The organism is Kocuria sp. (assembly GCF_030538595.1).
Classification (GTDB): domain Bacteria; phylum Actinomycetota; class Actinomycetes; order Actinomycetales; family Micrococcaceae; genus Kocuria.
This window is the reverse complement of the sequence record NZ_JAUNTS010000008.1, coordinates 35138-54750: the sequence shown is the minus strand read 5'-3', so window position 1 is coordinate 54750 and position 19613 is coordinate 35138. Positions and strand designations below refer to the sequence as shown.

The following is a 19613-nucleotide window of genomic DNA, read 5'->3' as shown; positions in this document are numbered from 1 at the left end:
GTTGTATGGCGACTCGTACTTCCCCCGCCCGCAAGGGTGCATCGACGTCGCGCGGTTCCACCAACTCGAAGGCAAAAAAGGGTTCTTCAAACAACCCACAGCCCGGTTTTGGTGAGCGCGCGGTGGAGGCCCTTGTAGGCACTTGGCTCTGGTTTGCGCACCTGATCGGTGGCGCAGTCCGACGCATCGGCACACTCCGAACTGACCTTGAACCCCAAGACCGCCGGGACGGCGGTGCTTTGGTGCTGCTCACCACTGGTCTGGTGGTGGCGGTGGTTGAGTGGTGGGCCCTGTACGGGGCGGGCGTCCCCGTGGTTTCGCCAGCCGCATACGGTGTGCACTGGTTGGTGGCAGGGCTGATCGGCTGGGCCGCGCTGGCCTTGCCCCTGGCCCTGATTGGCTTTGCCGTGCGAGTTTTCCGGCGCCCGATTCCCACCTCCACCAACAATCGGATTGCTGTGGGCCTGACGGTCGCCATCCTGGCCGGTGCAGGCGTGGCCCACGTGATCGGTGGTTCGCCAGGGGTCACGGAGAGTTTTGACGCTCGCCTCACGGCCGGTGGCGCCTTTGGCTACCTGGTGGCCGGCCCGTTGGGTTCCGTGGTGACTCCCGTGGGGGCAGCGGTGCTGTGCGGGGTCGTTCTGGCTCTGTCCATTCTGATCATCACGGGCACACCTCTTGCCCAGATCGGTCCGCGACTTGCCCATGCCTGGGACGCCGTGCTCGGGGCTGATCCCGGCCGTACTCGGGGGGATTCCACTGCTGATCTCAGTGCCGATGACCACGACCGCTCCTACCTCAACGACCGCGACCCCGCCCCCACCCATGACCGTGCGGCACGGCGGGCGGCCCGGAAGAAGGCCAAACAGGACCGCAAAAACGCTGAGCGCGAGCGGTTGGACGCCTACCACGGGGATGAGGCTTTTGAGACCGCGGTGATCGGGGAAGCCACGGATCAGGTGCCCGTGGTGGAGCAGACTGGGCCCTCCGCCCGCCGCAGCGCAGCGGCCTCAGTGTTCAACGTCGAGTCCGCAAATCAAGCAGGTTCACCCCTTGAGGGCGCGGCGGATCACGACGACGCCGCTGCCCGGTCCGCAGCCGGCTCGTCCGGACCCGGCTTGCGTCCGGGACAGAAACGCCTCACCCGCGATCAACTGGCCGCCCAGGAACTGCGCCGTGAACAGGGTCTTGAGGCAGCAGGAACGGGAGCGGCAGACACCGCTGCCGGTTCCGGAGCAGCCGCACTGATTGACGCCGACGGCACGGACGGGGACACCACCGTGATCCCCGCACCGGTCCCTGCTGGCCATACTCCTTCTGCGCAGGCCACTCCGATCCCCGAACGTACGGAACAGCTGCAGCTGGATGGGGACGTGGCGTACTCGCTGCCGTCGTCGTCGTCGTTGATCCAGGGGGCGCCCGCCAAGGAGCGTTCGGAAGCCAACGACGCCGTGGTGCGGGCGTTGACGGAGACCATGCAGCAGTTCAAGGTGGACGCGGAGGTCACCGGTTTCTCCCGTGGCCCCACGGTCACCCGCTATGAAATTGAGCTGGCCCCGGGGACCAAGGTGGAGAAGGTCACCGCGCTGTCCAAGAACATCTCCTACGCCGTGGCGTCCTCGGATGTCCGCATCCTCTCTCCCATCCCGGGCAAATCCGCCATCGGTATTGAGATTCCCAACACGGACCGCGAAACCGTGGTGTTGGGTGACGTTCTGCGTTCGCAAGCGGCCCGGAAGAACGACCACCCCATGGTCATGGGCGTGGGCAAGGACGTTGAGGGCGGCTTTGTGGTGGCCAACCTGGCCAAGATGCCGCACATGCTGGTGGCCGGTGCCACCGGTGCCGGTAAGTCCTCCTTCGTGAACTCCATGATCGTTTCCCTGCTCATGCGCGCCACCCCGGATGAGGTGCGCATGGTCATGGTGGACCCCAAGCGCGTGGAACTCACCGCCTATGAAGGCGTGCCGCATCTGATCACCCCGATCATCACCAACCCCAAGAAGGCTGCTGAAGCCCTGCAGTGGGTGGTGCGGGAAATGGATGCCCGCTATGACGATCTTTCGCACTACGGCTACAAACACATTGATGACTTCAACAAGGGTGTGCGCAACGGCAAGGTTCAGCCGGAACCCGGCTCCAAGCGCAAGATCAAGCCGTACCCGTACCTGCTGGTGATCGTGGATGAGCTTGCCGATCTGATGATGGTGGCCCCCCGCGATGTGGAAGATGCCATTGTGCGCATCACCCAGCTGGCCCGTGCGGCCGGTATCCACCTGGTGTTGGCCACCCAGCGCCCCTCCGTGGACGTGGTGACCGGTCTGATCAAGGCCAACGTGCCTTCCCGCATGGCCTTTGCCACCTCCTCCGTGACCGACTCCCGCGTGGTGCTGGATCAGCCGGGCGCGGAGAAACTGATCGGTCAAGGTGACGCCCTGTTCCTGCCCATGGGTGCCTCCAAGCCCATGCGTGTGCAGGGTGCCTGGGTTGCGGAATCTGAGATTCACCAGGTTGTGGAGCACGTCAAGTCTCAGATGAAGGCCAACTACCGTGAGGACGTGGTGCAGGAGGCCCCCAAGAAGGAGATTGACGAGGACATCGGGGACGACCTCGACGTTCTGCTGCAGGCGGTTGAGCTGGTGGTCACCACGCAGTTCGGCTCCACCTCCATGCTGCAGCGCAAGCTGCGTGTGGGTTTTGCCAAAGCGGGCCGTCTGATGGACCTCATGGAATCCCGCGGGGTGGTGGGCCCCTCCGAGGGCTCCAAGGCCCGCGACGTGCTGGTCCGCCCGGACGATCTTGCCGCCACGCTGGCGGTGATCCGCGGGGAGGAACCGCCGACCGCCGTCGTCGTGGGTGCCCAGGAGCACGCGGGCACGGGGGGATCCAGCGGGGACTCCGGTGTGGACCCCTTGGCCGAGCCCACGGGTCCGGCTGTCACTGATTACTACGACGACGCCGAGGAGTCCGCATCTGACGACGCCTGGCAGCTGACGGGACGATGAACCGATGACAACCACTGACGCGCAAGCACCCAACGCCTCCAACTGGAATCTGCCAAACGCACTGACCACCCTGCGGATTCTGTTGGTCCCGTTGTTTGTGTGGTTCCTGGTGGCAGGCGGTCCTTTCGGGCATGACTCCCAGGCCATGCGGTGGGCTGCCTTCGGTGTGTTCGCCCTGGCCATGTTCACGGACAAGTTGGATGGGGACATTGCACGGGCCCGCGGGCTGATCACCTCATTCGGCAAAATTGCTGACCCCATTGCGGACAAGCTCCTCACGGGGGCTGCGTTCGTGGTGCTCTCCATCCTGGGAGAACTGTGGTGGTGGGTCACCATTGTGATCCTGGTGCGCGAATGGGGCATCACGCTCATGCGCTTTGTGGTGATCCGCTACGGCGTGATGGCTGCGGGCAAGGGTGGCAAGCTCAAGACCGTGCTGCAGACCATTGCCCTGCTGGTCATGATTCTGCCGCTGGTGCCCGTGGTGGGTGCCTGGTGGGCTTGGCTGGGTTGGTTCTTCATGGCGCTGGCGTTGATCTCCACCGTGGTGACGGGCATTGATTACGTGATCAAGGCGTGGCAATTGCGCCGTGACGCCTTGGCTGCGGGGCGTCCCGTGGACAACAGCTGATTCACCGGAGCAGCGTCATGGGGAGTCATGAAGAAGCCGCTCTGGAAGCAGCCCGACGCGCGGTGGCGGTGGCAGCGCAGTGTCACCTGACGGTGGGCACTGCGGAATCATTGACCGGAGGGTCCGTGGCCGCCGCACTGGTGTCCGTCCCGGGCGCATCTGCGGTTTTTGAAGGTGCAGTCGTGTCCTATTCGCACGCCGTGAAAACCCGGGTACTGGGGGTTTCCGCTGAGCTTCTGGACCGAGTTGGCGCGGTAGATGCCCAGGTGGCAGAGGACATGGCGCGGGGTGCGCGTGAGGTGCTGGGGGTCGACGTCGCCGTGGCCACCACGGGCGTGGCAGGTCCGGAACCGCATGACGGCAAACCCGTGGGCACCGTGTACGTGGGGCTGGCCGGCCTCGGCGGAACCCGCAGCCTGGAGTTGCACCTGGACGGTACGCGACCTCAGATCCGGCAGGCTTGTGTGGAAGTGGCACTGACCGAACTCGCGGTGCACTGTCAGCTCTCAGAAAGCTCCCAGTAAATCTGGGAAACTATCGGGAACAATGGTGACCTGTTCGGCGGTTGTACCCGTCGAACGGCCCAGGGAAGGGCCATCCGGTGCCGAGCTGATCGGCAGAGCACCGGGCCACGCGGAGATTTTTCCGCACGATTGAGGAGCCAATCATTACGACGACCAAGACCCCCGTGTCAGTCAACGGCGTCATCCGCTGGAAGGACGTCGAAACCACTTCCATCAACGATTCCGCTCACGCGGAACCCAAGCCCGTTGTCCTGCGCCAGGAAATCGGTGAGGTCCTACGTTCAGTCCGCCAGCGGCAGGGACGCACCCTGCGTGAGGTTTCGCACTCCGCCCGAGTTTCGCTGGGGTACCTCAGTGAAGTGGAGCGCGGGCAGAAGGAAGCTTCCTCGGAACTGCTGGCCTCCATCTGCGCTGCACTGGACGTGCCCGTCTCCGCCATGCTGCGTGAGGTGGCAGATCGTGTTGCTGAGGTTGAGGGCAACCTGGCACCGGACACTGTGCCCGCGGAACTGCGCGAGCAGTACCAGCACGAATTTGGCGTTCGCGCCCACTGAGGTTTGAACTCGCAACGTGCGGGGGCACGCTGAGTTGAGACCAGCGTCCCCGAACGGCATTGGGACCCATCGGCCATTGTGGCGGGTGGGTCCTGCTGTTTTGCGGTGGGAGTGTTTTTGTTTCAGTGATGTGATGTGTGATGGAGGGTGAAAATTGAGGCTGAGCCGGTTTTACCAGATGCTCTCGCACGAATTCGGTGCCGCCCAGGGGCGGATGTTGGCCCAGGACACGGTGCTGGGGGAACTGAACCACCGCACCGCCGAGCAGGCACTGCGCGATGGCGTGGACCCCAAGACGGTGTGGTTTGCGCTGTGCAAGGATCAGGACGTTCCGGAGGGTCGGTGGTGGGGCCCTGACATGGAGCCCAAGAAGTAACCGTCACGTGGGAGAACTCTTCACAGCGTGACACGCCCGCACCATCCATCCGAACATGTGTTCGATAAATTGTGTAAGGTAGCGGTCGTGCTTGAGGCAAGCCCTCATGACTCCACAGGGCGCTTTTTGGGTTCGACGCCGAGTACTTCCCCCTCGGTTTTGGGCTCGGGCCTTGTGTTGTCTGACCCCCGCTTTAGCGTTGTTTCTGACAGCTCCGGGTGGAGGTGGTGGCCCAGTGCAAGCACCCCATAACTTTTCCGCCCACCCCGGCGGCCGCAGTGGCCGCACCACGAACACACACGAGGTGAATCATGGCCCCCAAGACCAGCGCAGTAAATGCGGATGCCAACCGTGAAAAGGCGCTAGAGACCGTCCTGGCTCAGATCGACAAAAACTACGGCAAGGGCTCCGTCATGCGTCTGGGGGAGCGGCCGGCACAGAAGGTGGAGGTCATTCCCACCGGTTCCATCGCGCTGGATGTGGCTCTGGGCACGGGTGGTTTCCCGCGCGGTCGCGTGGTGGAGATCTACGGACCGGAATCTTCCGGTAAGACCACCGTGGCCTTGCACGCCGTAGCCAACGTGCAGAAGGCAGGCGGGATTGCCGCTTTCATTGACGCCGAACACGCCTTGGACCCGGTCTACGCCCAGAAGCTCGGGGTGGACATTGACAACCTCCTGGTCTCCCAGCCTGATACGGGTGAGCAGGCGCTGGAGATCATGGACATGTTGGTGGGCTCTGGCTCCATTGACATCGTGGTGATCGACTCCGTGGCTGCCCTGGTGCCCAAGGCTGAAATCGAAGGTGAAATGGGCGACTCCCACGTGGGTCTACAAGCCCGTCTGATGTCTCAGGCTCTGCGTAAGATCACCGGCCGGTTGTCCCACTCCAAGACCACCGCCATTTTCATCAACCAGCTGCGTGAAAAGATCGGTGTCTTCTTTGGCTCCCCGGAAACCACCACCGGTGGTAAGGCCTTGAAGTTCTACGCCTCCGTGCGGGTGGATGTCCGCCGCATTGAGACCCTGAAGGACGGCGCCAACCCCGTGGGCAACCGAACCCGCGCCAAGATTGTGAAGAACAAGATGGCACCGCCCTTCAAGCAGGCGGAGTTCGACATCCTCTACGGTCAGGGCATCTCCACGGAGGGCGGGTTGATCGACCTCGGTGTGGAGCAGGGCATTGTGAAGAAGTCCGGTGCCTGGTTCACCTATGAGGGTGACCAGCTGGGCCAGGGCAAGGAGAACGCCCGTCGATTCCTGCGGGACAACCCGGAAATGGCCATGGAGATTGAACACAAGATCCTGACCAAGTTGGGGATCTTGGAGGATGATGCTCCGGAAGTTGATGAGGATGGTGTGGTGGCTGATTTCGGTGCCACCGATTCTTCCGCCAAGGCTGCGTTCTGAGGTCCTCTGACACTGCGCAGACCCACTAGAAGTCCCGACCCCGAAAGTGACGTTGCCTTTCGGGGTCGTGGAGTATCCGAAAGCAGAGCATGACTGAGACAGCAGGCCATGACTGAGAATATGTACGAACAGCGCCGTCGCCGCGCCCAAGAGCGATACCAACGTTCCGGGCGAGCCCAGCAGCCCAGCGCACCGGAGACAGCCGCCCAGACCGACGCGGACGTGTATGAAGCGGCTCGCAACATTGTGCTGCGTCAGTTGACGGCATCGGCCAAGTCTCGTCGTCAGCTGGAGGACAAGCTGGCGGATCGCGGAGTGCCCGAAAACGTTGCCATGGCGGTGCTGGACCGTTTCGAGGACGTGGGATTGGTGGATGATGCTGCCTTCGCCCAGGCTTTTGTGCGGTCGCGGGCGGAAACCAGGAAACTTGCGCGGCCGGCATTACGCCGAGACCTACAAGCCAAAGGGATTGACCCCGAGCTGGTGGAAGAAGCTTTGGAGCAGCGCACCGACCACGACGAACGCGCTGACGCCTTGGAGTTGGTCCGCCGCAAGGCACCGTCCGGCGAGCAACTGACCGAGCAGCTGGCGGATCGAGCCTCACGGGACAAGCTCACCCGCCGTCTGGTCTCCATGCTGGCGCGTAAGGGATACGCCCCGGGCATGGCCTTCGACGTCGTCAAAGAGGTCCTGGCCGAATCCCCACCCACCTAACTCCGCCGAGATCATGGTTCCTCTCAATTTTTCGCCCGGAATCCTCCACAAACCATGATCTCGGCGGAGGAGGGGGTTTGACGTGGCCACTATCCTTGTCGGGTGAGTATGACCAACGTTGACGCCCAGGTAACTGCTGCGAGCGCCCACACCCAGACCCCCAGCACGGCACAACCGGCCCGGACCGGCCCGTCCACCACAGCCCCGGAGATCCCCGTCTTGGACTCTCCGCGTTCCTTTGAGGTGCGTACTTTCGGGTGCCAGATGAACGTGCACGATTCCGAACGTATCAACGGGCTCTTGGAGACGGCCGGCTACACCCCGGTGCGGGATGGACAGGACCCCGATCTAGTGGTCTTCAACACCTGCGCGGTGCGGGAGAACGCAGACAACAAGCTCTACGGTCACCTCTCCCAATTGGTGGAACACAAGCAGAAGAATCAGAACTTCCAGGTGGCCGTGGGCGGTTGCCTGGCTCAAAAAGACCAGGACACCATTCTGAAGAAATCCCCGGTGGTGGATGTGGTCTTTGGAACACACAACATTGGGTCCCTGCCCGTGCTGTTGGAGCGGGCCCGGCACAATGAACAAGCCGAGATCGAGATTCTGGAGTCCCTGGAGACTTTTCCGTCGGCCTTGCCCACCAAGCGGGACCAGGCCTACGCCGGTTGGGTCTCCATCTCTGTGGGGTGCAACAACACGTGCACCTTCTGCATTGTGCCTTCCCTGCGTGGCAAGGAAGAAGACCGGCGTCCCGGGGACATTCTTGCCGAGGTTCAAGCGTTGGTGGACCAGGGGGCGGTGGAGATCACCCTGCTGGGGCAGAACGTGAACTCCTACGGTGTGTCCTTTGGTGACCGGCAGGCATTTTCCAAGCTGCTGCGCGCCTGCGGTGAGATCGAGGGTTTGGAGCGTGTGCGCTTCACCTCTCCGCACCCGGCGGCCTTCACGGATGACGTGATTGATGCCATGGCTGAGACCCCCAATGTGATGCCGCAGCTGCACATGCCTTTGCAGTCGGGCAGCGACCGTGTGCTGCGGGAGATGCGGCGCTCTTACCGGTCCAAGAAGTTCTTGGGCATTCTGGAGAAGGTCCGGGCGCAGATTCCGGATGCCGCGATCACCACGGACATCATCGTTGGCTTCCCGGGAGAGACGGAAGAGGACTTCCAGGACACCATGCGGGTGGTGGAGGAGTCCCGCTTCGCCTCGGCCTTCACCTTCCAGTATTCGGTGCGGCCGGGAACCCCCGCAGGTGAACGTGAGGATCAACTGCCCAAGGCTGTGGTTCAGGAGCGCTTTGAACGGTTGGTGGCGCTGCAGGATCGTATTGCGGCGGAGGAGAACGCTGCCATGTTGGGCCGCACCGTGGAACTTTTGGTCACCGCCAATGCCGGCAAGAAGAGCGGGGAGACCCGCAGGCTGTCCGGCCGTGCTCAAGACCAGCGGCTGGTGCACTTTTCCGTCCCTGACGGTGCCCAGCCTCCCCGCCCGGGAGATTTTGTGACAGTTCCGATCACCCAGGCTGCTGCTTACCACCTGATCTCCGACCCCACGGGGGCGCAGTACAGCGTGCGGCGTTCCCGCGGCGGGGACGCATGGGAGCGGGAGCAAGCCGAGTCCTGCGGCACTGGCGCGGGTGCCAATGCCGCACCCGGCCAGGTCAGCCTGGGGATGCCTTCCCTCCCGGTGGTGCCGTCCCCGGTCAGCGGTCGCTGAGGTGACCGGACCGGAGCCTCCTGAGCTGCCCGTCGTCGCCCTGGTGGGTCCCACCGGGACTGGCAAAACCGCGCTGAGCGTGCGCCTGGCTCGGGAACTCAACGGCGAGGTGGTCAATGCGGACGCCATGCAGTTCTACCGGGGCATGGACATTGGCACGGCCAAGGCCACCGTGCAGGAGCGCGACGGCGTGGCCCACCACCTCTTGGACATCATGGATGTCACGCAGGAAGCATCTGTGGCCGTGTTCCAGGAGCAGGCGCGGCAGTGCTTTGCCCAGATCCGAGCCCGCGGCAAATTACCCATCCTGGTGGGCGGTTCCGGGCTCTACGTCCGGGCGGCCTTGGATCACATGGAATTTCCCGGAACGGACCCGGAGATTCGCGCGGGCTTGGAAGCTGAACTGCATCAGCATGGCCCGGGTGCTCTGCGGGCGCGTCTGCAGGAAGTGGACCCGGAATCGGCGTCGCGCATCAAGGATGATCGCCGCCTGGTCCGCGCACTGGAGGTCCATCACGTCACGGGCCGTCCGTTCACCTCCTTCATGCCGCAACGCAGCTACGTGCAACCCACCGTGCAGATCGCTCTGGATCTGGAGAGGGATGTGCTCTACAACCGGTTGACTGACCGTGTGGCGCACATGGTGGAAGTGGGTTTGGAGGCGGAGGTCCGTGCCCTGATCCCGCAAGGATTGCGCGAAGGAAAAACAGCCTCTCGTGCCTTGGGCTACGGACAGTTCTTGAACGTCGTGGACGGCACCATGAGCAGACAACAAGCCGTGGAATCCACCGTGGTGGCCACTCGTCAGTTCGCCAAGCGGCAGCTGACCTGGTTCCGCGCCGATCCTCGCGTGCAGTGGCTCCCCGCCCATGATCCGCTGCTGGTGAATCGAGCCGTGGAGCTGATCAGGGCAACCAGCCCGGCGGACTAGCATGGGCGCGTGAGCACCGAAGAACCCCAGCCGCAAGAATCCCAGGACCACACCCCAACCATGCCCCAAGAGCACAGCCCCGCATGCCGCACCGAACAGGTGTTTGGCGAGTTGACCGGCTGGCCGTTCGTCAAGGCGCACGGGACGGGCAATGACTTTGTGGTGGTGGTGGACCCCAAGGCGGAGCTGTTGCTCAGTGACGAAACGGTCCGTCTGGCCTGTGACCGCCACGCGGGCATTGGCGGTGACGGGTTCATCCGAATTGCCCGTTCTGAGCACCTGGAGGAAGGCCGCCAGCTCTTGGAGCAGGCTCCGGAAGCGGAATGGTTCATGGACTATCGCAACGGGGACGGTTCCATTGCGGAGATGTGCGGCAACGGGGTTCGAGTTTTTGTACACACGCTGGTGGGCCACGGGCTCATTGAGCTGGCCGAAGGTGCCGTGGTGCGGATCGGCACCCGGGCCGGGGTCAAGGCTGTGGCCCGTACGGAGGATGGTTACGCCGTGGACATGGGCCCCTGGGGGTTCATCGACGGCGATACCGCCCGCTCACGTGGCTCCGACTCCGTGGTGACCGGCGCTGGGCTGCGTGTTCCCCGTCCGGCGGTGTCCATCACTATGGGCAACCCCCACACCGTGGTGGCTCTGGCCGAGGGCGAAAAGTTGGATTCGCTGCAGTTGTTCACCGAGCCCACGGTGCGTCCCACCCCACCGGATGGCACCAATGTGGAGTTTGTGGTGCCCATTGAGGAGGACGGAACCGGAGCTGAGGAAATCGGCCGCATCCGGATGCGCGTGCACGAACGCGGCGTAGGGGAAACACAGTCCTGTGGCACGGGGGCTTGCGCTGCGGCTGCAGCCACTCGTTTCTGGGCGGGAGACAGCGCACCGGATGAATGGCTGATCGAAGTCCCCGGTGGAGTGGTCTCAGCAACTTTTGTGGAGGGCCCGCACGGCGCCGAACACGTGGTGTTGGCGGGACCAGCCGTGGTGGTGGCTAACGGGCGCTTCGGCTGACCCGCAACACCCGGAACCCCTTGGAGGTGCTGACCCGCTCCACGTCCCACGCGGTCCCGGTGGCTTCCGGGAGGGCGGTCAGCATCCACTTCTGCAGAGAGTCTGCGCCAAGATTCTTCTGCACCACCAACCATGCCTCACCGGTGGGGCTCAGGCGGGGTAACCAGCGCAGCAGCAACTTGTGCAGCGCCTCCTTGCCAATCCGGATGGGCGGGTTGGACCACAGGACATCGAACTGCCTCTCCGGCGGCACCTCATCCGGGAGACAAACCTCTACACGCACGCCGTGGGCAGCCGCGTTGTCCCGGGTCAGTGCCAAGGACCGTTCATTGACGTCGACGGCGGTCACCCGGGAGTCGTCGTGCGCTGTGGACCCCAGCCCCATGGCCAAAGTGATCGGCCCCCAACCGCAGCCCAGGTCCAAGAACTCGCGGCCCACGGGGTCTGGAACCTCCTCCAGCAGCACGGCGGTGCCTTTGTCCAAGGCTTTGGGAGAGAACACGCCGTCTGCGGTGACCACCCGGAGTTGCTGACCGCGCAGCTGGACTTCCAATTCCATCCGCTGTTCAGGACCATCGGGGGTGAGGAAGTAATGCGCAGTCATACGAGCCAGCCTAGACGCAGCCTCCCAGGGCCCGGGTGAGGACGAATCCAGGGAGCGGGAACAAGGCCGGTGCCGGTGCCGTTGAACATCAAGAAGACCTGGCCGTGGCTCACAGATGCGGCCCACCCAAACCATGAAAAGGATTCATGACCAACACCCATAACGGCTCCCACAACCCCTCGTCAGGTTCCGCCGAGCTCTCCGAACGCGGTCATCAGCCCACCCCATCCGAATTGGAAGATGTGGTGGAGCGGGTGCTCTCCCGGGCGCGGGCAACACAGGATCGCGGTGCTGAGGCCGGTCACGTGTTGGGCGGCCGGGCACGCGAACTGGCGGGCGAAACCGTCCACACCGGTTCTGACGGCGAGCAGTTTGATCTTGCCGAGCGGCAATCGCTGCGCCGCGTGGCCAACCTGTCCACGGAACTGGAAGACATCACCGAGGTCGAGTACCGCGAACTGCGTCTGGAGAAGGTGGTCCTGGCCGGACTGTGGACCTCCGGGCGGGCCGAGGACGCCGAAAACTCCCTGCGGGAACTGGCCGCGCTGGCCGAAACTGCGGGCTCGGAAGTCCTGGATGGCGTGATCCAACGCCGCAGCACACCCGATCCCGCAACCTACCTGGGCTCCGGCAAGGCACTGGAACTCAAGGAGATTGTGGCTGCCACCGGTGCGGACACCGTGGTGGTGGATGAGGAGCTTGCCCCGTCCCAGCGCCGTGCACTGGAGGATGTGGTCAAGGTCAAGGTGATTGACCGGACCGGTTTGATCCTGGACATCTTTGCCCAGCACGCCAAGTCCAAAGAGGGCAAGGCCCAAGTGGAGTTGGCTCAGCTGGAATACATGCTGCCGCGTCTGCGCGGTTGGGGTGGCAACCTGTCCCGTCAGGCCGGTGGCCGTGCCGCAGCTGGTGAAGGGATTGGTTCGCGCGGTCCCGGTGAAACCAAGATCGAGCTGGATCGGCGTCGTATCCGAGCCCGCATGGCCAAGTTGAAGCGGGAGATTGCGGCCATGAAGCCGGCCCGTGAGGCCAAGCGGTTGAATCGCCGTCGTCATTCCGTGCCTTCCGTGGCCATCGCGGGGTACACCAACGCCGGTAAGTCCTCCCTGCTGAACCGGCTCACGGACGCCGGTGTGCTGGTGGAGAACGCGCTGTTCGCCACGCTGGACCCCACCGTGCGCAAGGCCACCACTCCGGACGGGATCGGCTACACACTCTCCGACACCGTGGGATTCGTGCGCTCACTGCCCACCCAGCTGGTGGAGGCTTTCCGATCCACCCTGGAGGAAGTGGCCGATGCGGACCTGATCCTGCATGTGGTGGATGGTGCCCACCCGGATCCGGAAGGCCAGATTCGCGCGGTACGTGAGGTGCTGGCGGACATTCAGGCCACCACGCTGCCGGAAATCATTGTGGTCAACAAGGCTGATGCCGCTGATCCGTTCGTGATCGAGCGCCTGCGCAACACCTACAAGAACGTAGCTGTGGTTTCGGCCCACACCGGTGCCGGGATCGAAGAACTCAAAGACCTGATCGCCAGCTCCATTCCGCGCCCGGATCACGTGTTGGACCTGATGGTGCCCTACAGTGACGGAGATGTGGTCTCCCGACTGCACAGCTGGGATGCCGAGATCCTGCGGACCGAATACCTTGCAGAAGGCACTCACCTGCTGGTCAAAGTACGGGAGGATCTGGCGGGGGAGCTGGCCCGGTACGTGCCGGAACAGCCCCTTGAGTTTTCCGTGGCGGACGGTGCGGCTGAAGCGGCGGTTCCCGCCGGTGAACCCGCAGCAGATCGTCCATAGCGCCACCGGGCTGAACACTCCTGGAGAAACATTCCCCTATGAGCACCACGGTTTCCCCGTCCGCAGGCATCCGGGACGGCAAGGGCCGGGCCGTGACCGAACGTCCCGAAACTCTGCCCGGAGCAGCGGATGCTCTTCACCTCCTGGACACAGCTGTCAGCGCGCTGGGCGGGCAGCGCCGCGACGGCCAACGGTTCATGGCGGCCAAGGTGGCAGAGGCGTTGGAACTGAACCGGCACCTGTTGGTGCAGGCCGGAACCGGCACGGGTAAGTCCCTGGCCTACCTGACTCCGGCCTTGCACCATGCCGCAGCCCATCGCGGGGCGGCTTCCAAACCCGTGGTGATCGCCACGGCAACGCTCGCCCTGCAATCCCAGGTGGTGGGCCGCGACGTCCCCAGGCTTCTGGCGGCGCTGGAGGGTGAACTGCCTGAAGGCATGGAGGTGGCGCTGCTCAAAGGCCGCAGTAACTACGCTTGCCTCCACAAACTGGAGGGCGGCTATCCGGAAGACGACGACGGCGCCCTGTTCGCCACCCCCGGGGAAGGCTCCCATCCCTCATCCGCTCCCGTCTCCGCGCTCGGCCAAGAGGTGCAACGTCTGCGCGACTGGGCACAGAAAACGGACACGGGAGATCGGGACGAAGTACTGCCGGGCGTCACCGATGCGGCCTGGCGTCAAGTCTCCGTGACCGCCCGGGAGTGCCTGGGCCGTTCCTGTCCGTTCGTGGAGGAGTGCTTTGCGGAGCTGGCCAAGGCACGGGCTGCTGAATCGGACGTGGTGATCACCAACCATGCGCTCCTGGCCATCAACGCGTTTGAAGATGTGCAGGTGCTTCCGGAACACGATGTTGTGATCATTGACGAGGCCCATGAACTACGTGACCGAGTCACTGGCGCAGTCACCGGGGCGTTGTCTGCTGCGGCTGTGCGCGCTGCGGCCACCTCCATCCGCAAGCACACCGCCGCCTCCTCCGATGACCTGCAAGCAGGGGCTGACGATCTTGAACGTTGCCTGACCGGCGTTCCGGCCGAGTTGCTGCCCCGCGGTTTGAACGAAGCCATGGTGGGTGCCGTGGGTCGAATCCGAGATGCCGCTCGCCAGGCCATGACCGATTCAAAACCGGAGAAGGGTGGTTCAGGTCAGGAGGCAGAGGCCGACGGCGGGCGGCAAATGGCGCGCTCGCGGGTCACCGAAATTCTGGACTTGTGCCAGCGGATGCTGGAGGCCGATGAACACCGGGAGGTTCTGTGGATTTCCCGTGCCGGTGGTTGGGAACCCGGACGGGGCTATGTTCCGGCCCAGGATGATGACCCCGCCACCCTGCACGTGGCTCCGCTATCTGTTGCAGGCCAGTTGCGGGATGGACTCTTTGACGGCCGCACCGTGATCATGACCTCAGCAACACTGTCCGTGGGGGAGTCCTTTGACTCCGTGGCCGGGGATTTGGGTTTGCAAGGTGCAGGCGCCCCGCGCTGGGACGGTGTGGATGTTGGCAGCCCTTTCGATTACGCACGTCAAGGCATTCTGTACCTGGCCAAGCACCTGGAGAAGCCCGGGCGCCAGTTGTCCCCAGCCATGTTGGAGGAAATCCTGGAACTCATTGAGGCATCCGGGGGAGCCGCGCTGGGGTTGTTCTCCTCCCGACGGGCCGCGGAGGAAGCCGCCGAACACCTGCGGGAACGAACCGAGATTCCCATTCTGTGTCAAGGGGATGCCTCCCTGAACTCCTTGGTCCAGGAATTTGCGGAGGACCCAGAAACCTGCCTGTTCGGCACCATGAGCCTGTGGCAGGGCGTGGATGTCCCGGGGGATTCCTGCCGATTGGTCTTGATTGACCGAATTCCTTTCCCTCGCCCGGATGATCCGCTGTCCACCGCCCGCACCCGAGCCACAGCTGATGCCGGAGGCAACGGGTTCATGGCAGTCTCTGCAACGCATGCAGCGGTACGGCTGGCGCAGGGGGCCGGTCGGCTGATCCGCTCGGGCTCAGACCGCGGTGTGGTTGCCATTCTGGATTCCCGGATCGCCACCGCTCGATACGGAGGCTTCCTGCGGGCCAGTCTGCCCCCGTTGTGGACCACTGCGGACCGCTCCGTGGTCCTGGGCGCCCTCCACCGCCTGAACCCAAAAACCTGATCATGGGTGCCCGGATGGTGGGTGCATCCGTCCCTCCTCAAGAGTCATGAGCGGGACTAGGGTGGAAGAAGTACAGGGTTTCTGACCGGAACCAAGGACCACATCCCCAGGAGAAGTGTCATGCGCGGAACCATCATTTACGGCTCTGGAGACGTCCGGGTTGAGGACCGGGAGGATCCCGTGATCCAAAAGCCCACCGATGCCATCATTCGGGTCACCGCTGCTTGCGTGTGCGGTTCGGACATGTGGCCTTGGCGGGGGATTGATGAGATCGCGGACCCACGTCCCATGGGCCACGAATACGTGGGTGTGGTGGAACAGGTAGGTGCCGACGTCCGCAACGTGTCCGTGGGGGACTTTGTGGTGGGCTCCTTCATGGCTTCGGACAACACCTGCGAAATCTGTCAGTCCGGTTTCCAATCTCGGTGCATCCAGGGCGAATTCGCCACCCCGGGCGGCGCACAATCGGAACTTGTCCGCATCCCGCTGGCGGATGGCACCCTGGTGGCCACCCCCGGCCAGCCAGATCCAGAGCTCATTCCATCTCTTCTGGCGGCTTCTGACGTTTTGGGCACGGGCTGGTTCGGCGCCGTGGCAGCACAGGCAGGGCCGGGCAAGACCGTGGTGGTGGTTGGCGACGGCGCCGTGGGCCTGTTGGCCGTTTTGGCTGCCAAGCAACTGGGTGCGGAGCGGATCATTGCCATGAGCAGACACGAGTCCCGGCAAAAGCTGGCTCGTGAATTCGGTGCCACAGACATTGTGGAAGAACGCGGTGATGACGGTGTGGCCAAGATCAAGGAGATGACCGGCGGCTACGGCGCGCACAGCGTGGTGGAGGCCGTGGGCACTCAGCAATCCATGCTGCAGGCAATTCATTCGGCCAGGCCAGGCGGTCACGTGGGTTTTGTGGGTGTCTCCCATGATGTCTCACTACCCGGAGAAACCCTGTTCGGGGCGGAAGTCAGCCTGCTGGGCGGTCCTGCACCTGTGCGGCGTTTCCTGCCGGAACTGATCCAGCTCATCTGGGATCGCAAGATCGACCCCGGAAAGGTCTTTGACCTTGAACTGCCTTTGGAGGAAATCGCTGAAGGCTACAAGGCCATGGACGAACGCCGAGCCATCAAGGCTTTGATCTGGCCGTGACCGCTCGGTCTGCGCTGCCCAGGCTCTACTGAGGGAGGCCGCGCAGACCGGGCAGTTGCACCGAGTGATCCCACAAGCATTCTCACTGACTCTCAAGGAGGTCATCATGCACAATTACCCTGCATCTGCCACGGCCAAAGGCCCGCACGATCGCTTCACGGGTGATGTTTATGTCAACGGGATCGTGGCGGAACCCGGAGCCTCCAAACTCACGGCAGCCCACGTTCGATTCGCACCGGGGGCCCGGACCAATTGGCACAGCCATGAACTCGGCCAAACCCTGTACTGCACGGATGGCTTGGGAGTGGTGGTCAATCGTGAAGGCACCGTGTACGTGCTTCGGCCAGGAGACACGGTGTGGGCCGCGGAGGGTGAAGAGCACTGGCACGGTGCCCTGGACTCTCGTTTCATGGCCCACGTTGCCATGCTGGAGTCCACGGGGCAGGGTGACCCCACTCAGTGGTTGGAGCCCGTGGACGACGCCGAATACCAACGTGCCGTGATCGCTGCCATGGGAGACGTGGAGCAACGTTGAATCAGACACCTTCTGCCCACCAGCAGGATTTTGACCGGGTGGCTGCCTCAGAAGAGGTGTACTCCCGCTTGTTCGGTACCCGGAACACCACGGATGTTGAGCCACATCCCGAGTTCATGCAGATTTTGCGGTCAGTGGTCTTTGGCGATGTATTCGCCACCGGCACGCTGGATTTTCGCACCCGGGAATTGATCACTGTGACCGTGCTCAGCACGCTGCAGACGTTGCCACAGCTCAAAGTGCACACTGCAGCTGCCTTGAAGGTGGGAGTCACCCCGGTTCAACTCCAAGAGTCCGTCTATCAGTTGGCACCCTTCCTGGGGTTCCCACGCACCTTGAACGCATTGGGAACCATCTCTGAGGTGTTCACCGAGCGCGGCGTGCACTTACCGTTGCCGGCGCAGGGAACTGTCACGGAGACTGACCGGCATGCGCGTGGCCAGCACATCCAAAGTGAGCTCTACGGTGATGAAATCGCTGATCTGCTGGCTGATCTTCCCGGCGAATATGGCCAAGCAGTGCCGAATTTCCTGACCGACTTTTGTTTCGGTGACTTTTGGACACGCGATGGCTTGGACATTGCCACCCGGGAGCTGTTGATCCTGGTGGCGCTCGCCGCTGCCGGGTTGCATCCGCAGCTCAAGGCTCATGTGGCCGGGGCGGTCCGGTCCGGAAACTCGGTGGAGACAATCCTTGCTGCCCTGGTTCAGGGATTCCCTTACATGGGACTTCCTCTGGCTCTGAACGCCATCCGAGAGGTGCGTGGCTACCTTCACGACCTACGGTGAAGCGGCTGCCGACGATTAACAGCTCACAAGCTGCGGAGCACGGAGACCACTTTCCCCATCACCGTGGCATGGTCACCCAGGATGGGTTCGTACATGGTGTTCTGCGGCAACAGCCAGGTGTGGCCATCGCGTTGCCGGAAAGTTTTGACGGTGGCCTCATCATCTAGCAGTGCTGCCACAATATCGCCGTTGTCGGCGGTGTTCTGCTGCCGGACCACAACCCAGTCGCCATCGCAGATGGCTGCATCAATCATGGAGTCCCCGCGGACTTTCAGCATGAACAGTTCGCCCTGGCCCGTGAGTTGCCGCGGGAGAGCCACGGTGTCCTCCACCTGCTGATCCGCGGTGATGGGCACACCGGCCGCAATGTGGCCCACCAGCGGCACCAGCGTGATGTCATTCGACTCCACACCGCGCGTGGGTGTTGCCTCCGCAGCGTATGGGTGCAGGGGTGTGACCACCTCGGAGGTGGAGGAGCGTTCAGTGCTCTCACGGTGGGGTCCAGGACTTTGGCGCGCAGCGGAGGCCCGGGTTTGATTCGCAGCTGTGTTCGAGTCTTTTCCAGCTGCGGTGTGCTTCAGATTCAGCACCTCCATGGCACGCGGGCGTTTGGGGTCCCGGCGGATGTGGCCCAACCGCTCCAGCTGGTTCAACTGGTGGGTCACGCTGGAGAGGGAAGCCAACCCTGCCAGGTCTCCGATCTCCCGCATGGACGGTGGGTAGCCGTGCTCCGCAATGGAGGACTGGATGACCTCAAGGATCTTCTGCTGGCGCGCGGACAAGGGCTTTTGGGGTTCTGCGTGATGCTCCCCGTGAAGATTGGTTGGGGTGGATTCCTTGCGTGCCATGACCGTCCTTCACCCTGCCCGAGGTTCAAATCCTTGTGTTGTCTGACCCCCTCTGTTGACTGGTTCCAGAGGAACAAGCCGATGACGTTGGAGACCACGTCCTGCGATTGATCGGCTTGTGAATCAGCTGATCAGCTCCCTCCAGCATAGGGGAGGTGATGGGCGTAACCAAACAAATGTTCTAACGCGTGTCGACATCATTCGTACACACGTGCTAGAAATGTTCCCAACGGAATCGAACACCTGTTCGAGCCCCAGGAAGGCAGGTCCAACACCGTGAAGGTGTCAGACGGCCTGCAAGAAGGAGTGCATTCCAATGTCAGCCATCAGCTTGTTGCCACGTATTACCCATCGGTCAGCCCCCTCGGCGCCGCTGCTGCGCGGTGTACGTTCGGGCTGCCGTGCCTTCGGTGCTGAAGTGGTCGCTGCGGTACCTGCATTGCAGCGTGCTGGTGCGCAAAGCGCTGGCGTGCAGAAGACCCTGCAGAAGGCAGAGGCCAAGCAGAAGGCACAGAGCAAGCAGAGTGTGCACTTGACCCGGCGTGGTCGGCTCCTGTTCGTGGGTCTGCCCGTCATGCTGGCCACGGCTGCGGTGGCAATGGCTCTGCTGATCTTGGTTGCTCCCGCCACGGTGACAGCCAGCACGGAACCGGTGCAGGGTCCGGGGACTGAAGTGGTCACCGTCGCTTCCGGTGAGAGCCTGTGGGAGGTGGCCCGGACTGCGGACGCTGACCGTGACACCCGCGTGGTCATTGCGGAAATCATGGAACTCAATGATCTGCGCAGCCAGTCGGTCGCGGCGGGGCAGCAGCTTCTGGTCCCTGCCAAGTGAGCAACTGAGCCTGCCGAGTGAGATGGTGTGACGCCTGACG

The 19613-nt window shown here is 63.3% G+C and carries 18 protein-coding genes; 16 read left to right on the top strand and 2 right to left on the bottom strand.

Annotated elements, in window-relative coordinates:
* The first annotated feature begins 5 nt into the window (after nucleotides 1–5).
* From Q4G32_RS08250 to dapF, 10 genes are all read left to right on the top strand, one after another.
* Nucleotides 6–3005 (top strand): FtsK/SpoIIIE family DNA translocase, encoded by a 3000-nt coding sequence (locus Q4G32_RS08250; RefSeq protein WP_303350629.1) that lies wholly within the window; start codon nucleotides 6–8, stop codon nucleotides 3003–3005.
* A 4-nt stretch (nucleotides 3006–3009) separates the two neighbouring features.
* Nucleotides 3010–3636 (top strand): CDP-diacylglycerol--glycerol-3-phosphate 3-phosphatidyltransferase, encoded by a 627-nt coding sequence (gene pgsA / locus Q4G32_RS08245; RefSeq protein ID WP_303350628.1) that lies wholly within the window; start codon nucleotides 3010–3012, stop codon nucleotides 3634–3636.
* A 17-nt stretch (nucleotides 3637–3653) separates the two neighbouring features.
* Nucleotides 3654–4160, top strand: a complete 507-nt coding sequence (locus Q4G32_RS08240) for a CinA family protein (RefSeq protein WP_303350627.1) — start codon at nucleotides 3654–3656, stop codon at nucleotides 4158–4160.
* A 164-nt stretch (nucleotides 4161–4324) separates the two neighbouring features.
* Complete coding sequence (locus Q4G32_RS08235) at nucleotides 4325–4714, top strand: helix-turn-helix domain-containing protein (RefSeq protein ID WP_303350626.1); 390 nt, start codon at nucleotides 4325–4327, stop codon at nucleotides 4712–4714.
* 154 nt (nucleotides 4715–4868) lie between these two features.
* Entirely contained in the window at nucleotides 4869–5090 is a 222-nt protein-coding gene (locus Q4G32_RS08230) for a DUF3046 domain-containing protein (protein WP_303350625.1), read from the top strand.
* 311 nt (nucleotides 5091–5401) lie between these two features.
* Complete coding sequence (gene recA / locus Q4G32_RS08225; RefSeq protein WP_303350624.1) at nucleotides 5402–6499, top strand: recombinase RecA; 1098 nt, start codon at nucleotides 5402–5404, stop codon at nucleotides 6497–6499.
* Nucleotides 6500–6607: 108 nt separating this feature from the next.
* Nucleotides 6608–7213 (top strand): regulatory protein RecX, encoded by a 606-nt coding sequence (locus tag Q4G32_RS08220; protein ID WP_303350623.1) that lies wholly within the window; start codon nucleotides 6608–6610, stop codon nucleotides 7211–7213.
* Nucleotides 7214–7321: 108 nt separating this feature from the next.
* Nucleotides 7322–8932, top strand: coding sequence for a tRNA (N6-isopentenyl adenosine(37)-C2)-methylthiotransferase MiaB (gene miaB, locus Q4G32_RS08215; RefSeq protein ID WP_303350716.1), 1611 nt, complete (start codon nucleotides 7322–7324; stop codon nucleotides 8930–8932).
* Nucleotide 8933: 1 nt separating this feature from the next.
* Nucleotides 8934–9863: a tRNA (adenosine(37)-N6)-dimethylallyltransferase MiaA gene (gene miaA, locus Q4G32_RS08210; protein ID WP_303350622.1), complete on the top strand. Its 930-nt coding sequence runs from the start codon at nucleotides 8934–8936 to the stop codon at nucleotides 9861–9863.
* A 60-nt stretch (nucleotides 9864–9923) separates the two neighbouring features.
* Nucleotides 9924–10880, top strand: a complete 957-nt coding sequence (gene dapF, locus Q4G32_RS08205; protein WP_303350715.1) for a diaminopimelate epimerase — start codon at nucleotides 9924–9926, stop codon at nucleotides 10878–10880.
* Here the strand turns inward: dapF and Q4G32_RS08200 are convergent.
* Nucleotides 10861–11484, bottom strand: coding sequence for a class I SAM-dependent methyltransferase (locus Q4G32_RS08200; RefSeq protein WP_303350621.1), 624 nt, complete (start codon nucleotides 11482–11484; stop codon nucleotides 10861–10863). The genes dapF and Q4G32_RS08200 overlap by 20 nt on opposite strands.
* Before the next feature lie 146 nt (nucleotides 11485–11630).
* Between Q4G32_RS08200 and hflX the strand changes: the two genes are divergently transcribed.
* The 5 genes from hflX to Q4G32_RS08175 all read left to right on the top strand — a co-directional run bounded on the left by hflX (nucleotide 11631) and on the right by Q4G32_RS08175 (nucleotide 17893).
* The gene (gene hflX / locus Q4G32_RS08195) at nucleotides 11631–13289 is read left to right on the top strand and encodes a GTPase HflX (RefSeq protein ID WP_303350620.1); all 1659 of its coding nucleotides are present in this window, start codon (nucleotides 11631–11633) and stop codon (nucleotides 13287–13289) included.
* 38 nt (nucleotides 13290–13327) lie between these two features.
* The gene (locus tag Q4G32_RS08190; RefSeq protein ID WP_303350619.1) at nucleotides 13328–15427 is read left to right on the top strand and encodes an ATP-dependent DNA helicase; all 2100 of its coding nucleotides are present in this window, start codon (nucleotides 13328–13330) and stop codon (nucleotides 15425–15427) included.
* A gap of 120 nt (nucleotides 15428–15547) precedes the next feature.
* On the top strand, nucleotides 15548–16570 hold the full coding sequence (locus Q4G32_RS08185) for a zinc-dependent alcohol dehydrogenase family protein (RefSeq protein ID WP_303350618.1): 1023 nt from the start codon (nucleotides 15548–15550) through the stop codon (nucleotides 16568–16570).
* 106 nt (nucleotides 16571–16676) lie between these two features.
* The gene (locus Q4G32_RS08180; protein ID WP_303350617.1) at nucleotides 16677–17105 is read left to right on the top strand and encodes a (R)-mandelonitrile lyase; all 429 of its coding nucleotides are present in this window, start codon (nucleotides 16677–16679) and stop codon (nucleotides 17103–17105) included.
* Nucleotides 17102–17893 (top strand): carboxymuconolactone decarboxylase family protein, encoded by a 792-nt coding sequence (locus Q4G32_RS08175; protein WP_303350616.1) that lies wholly within the window; start codon nucleotides 17102–17104, stop codon nucleotides 17891–17893. Before Q4G32_RS08180 ends, Q4G32_RS08175 begins: the two co-directional genes overlap by 4 nt.
* A 23-nt stretch (nucleotides 17894–17916) precedes the next feature.
* Here the strand turns inward: Q4G32_RS08175 and lexA are convergent, their stop codons facing one another.
* The gene (lexA, locus tag Q4G32_RS08170; protein WP_303350615.1) at nucleotides 17917–18741 is read right to left on the bottom strand and encodes a transcriptional repressor LexA; all 825 of its coding nucleotides are present in this window, start codon (nucleotides 18739–18741) and stop codon (nucleotides 17917–17919) included.
* 316 nt (nucleotides 18742–19057) lie between these two features.
* Between lexA and Q4G32_RS08165 the strand changes: the two genes are divergently transcribed.
* Nucleotides 19058–19573, top strand: a complete 516-nt coding sequence (locus Q4G32_RS08165) for a LysM peptidoglycan-binding domain-containing protein (RefSeq protein WP_303350614.1) — start codon at nucleotides 19058–19060, stop codon at nucleotides 19571–19573.
* Nucleotides 19574–19613 lie beyond the last annotated feature (40 nt).

Bases quoted from the DNA above. Each gene is read 5' to 3' on its own strand.
- dapF (WP_303350715.1), top strand. From the start codon at position 9,924: ATGCCCCAAGAGCACAGCCCCGCATGCCGCACCGAACAGGTGTTTGGC.
- Q4G32_RS08185 (WP_303350618.1), top strand. From the start codon at position 15,548: ATGCGCGGAACCATCATTTACGGCTCTGGAGACGTCCGGGTTGAGGAC.
- hflX (WP_303350620.1), top strand. From the start codon at position 11,631: ATGACCAACACCCATAACGGCTCCCACAACCCCTCGTCAGGTTCCGCC.
- Q4G32_RS08250 (WP_303350629.1), top strand. From the start codon at position 6: ATGGCGACTCGTACTTCCCCCGCCCGCAAGGGTGCATCGACGTCGCGC.
- Q4G32_RS08190 (WP_303350619.1), top strand. From the start codon at position 13,328: ATGAGCACCACGGTTTCCCCGTCCGCAGGCATCCGGGACGGCAAGGGC.
- recA (WP_303350624.1), top strand. From the start codon at position 5,402: ATGGCCCCCAAGACCAGCGCAGTAAATGCGGATGCCAACCGTGAAAAG.
- Q4G32_RS08200 (WP_303350621.1), bottom strand. From the start codon at position 11,484: ATGACTGCGCATTACTTCCTCACCCCCGATGGTCCTGAACAGCGGATG.
- Q4G32_RS08180 (WP_303350617.1), top strand. From the start codon at position 16,677: ATGCACAATTACCCTGCATCTGCCACGGCCAAAGGCCCGCACGATCGC.
- miaB (WP_303350716.1), top strand. From the start codon at position 7,322: ATGACCAACGTTGACGCCCAGGTAACTGCTGCGAGCGCCCACACCCAG.
- Q4G32_RS08165 (WP_303350614.1), top strand. From the start codon at position 19,058: ATGTCAGCCATCAGCTTGTTGCCACGTATTACCCATCGGTCAGCCCCC.
- pgsA (WP_303350628.1), top strand. From the start codon at position 3,010: ATGACAACCACTGACGCGCAAGCACCCAACGCCTCCAACTGGAATCTG.
- lexA (WP_303350615.1), bottom strand. From the start codon at position 18,741: ATGGCACGCAAGGAATCCACCCCAACCAATCTTCACGGGGAGCATCAC.
- Q4G32_RS08220 (WP_303350623.1), top strand. From the start codon at position 6,608: ATGACTGAGAATATGTACGAACAGCGCCGTCGCCGCGCCCAAGAGCGA.
- Q4G32_RS08240 (WP_303350627.1), top strand. From the start codon at position 3,654: ATGGGGAGTCATGAAGAAGCCGCTCTGGAAGCAGCCCGACGCGCGGTG.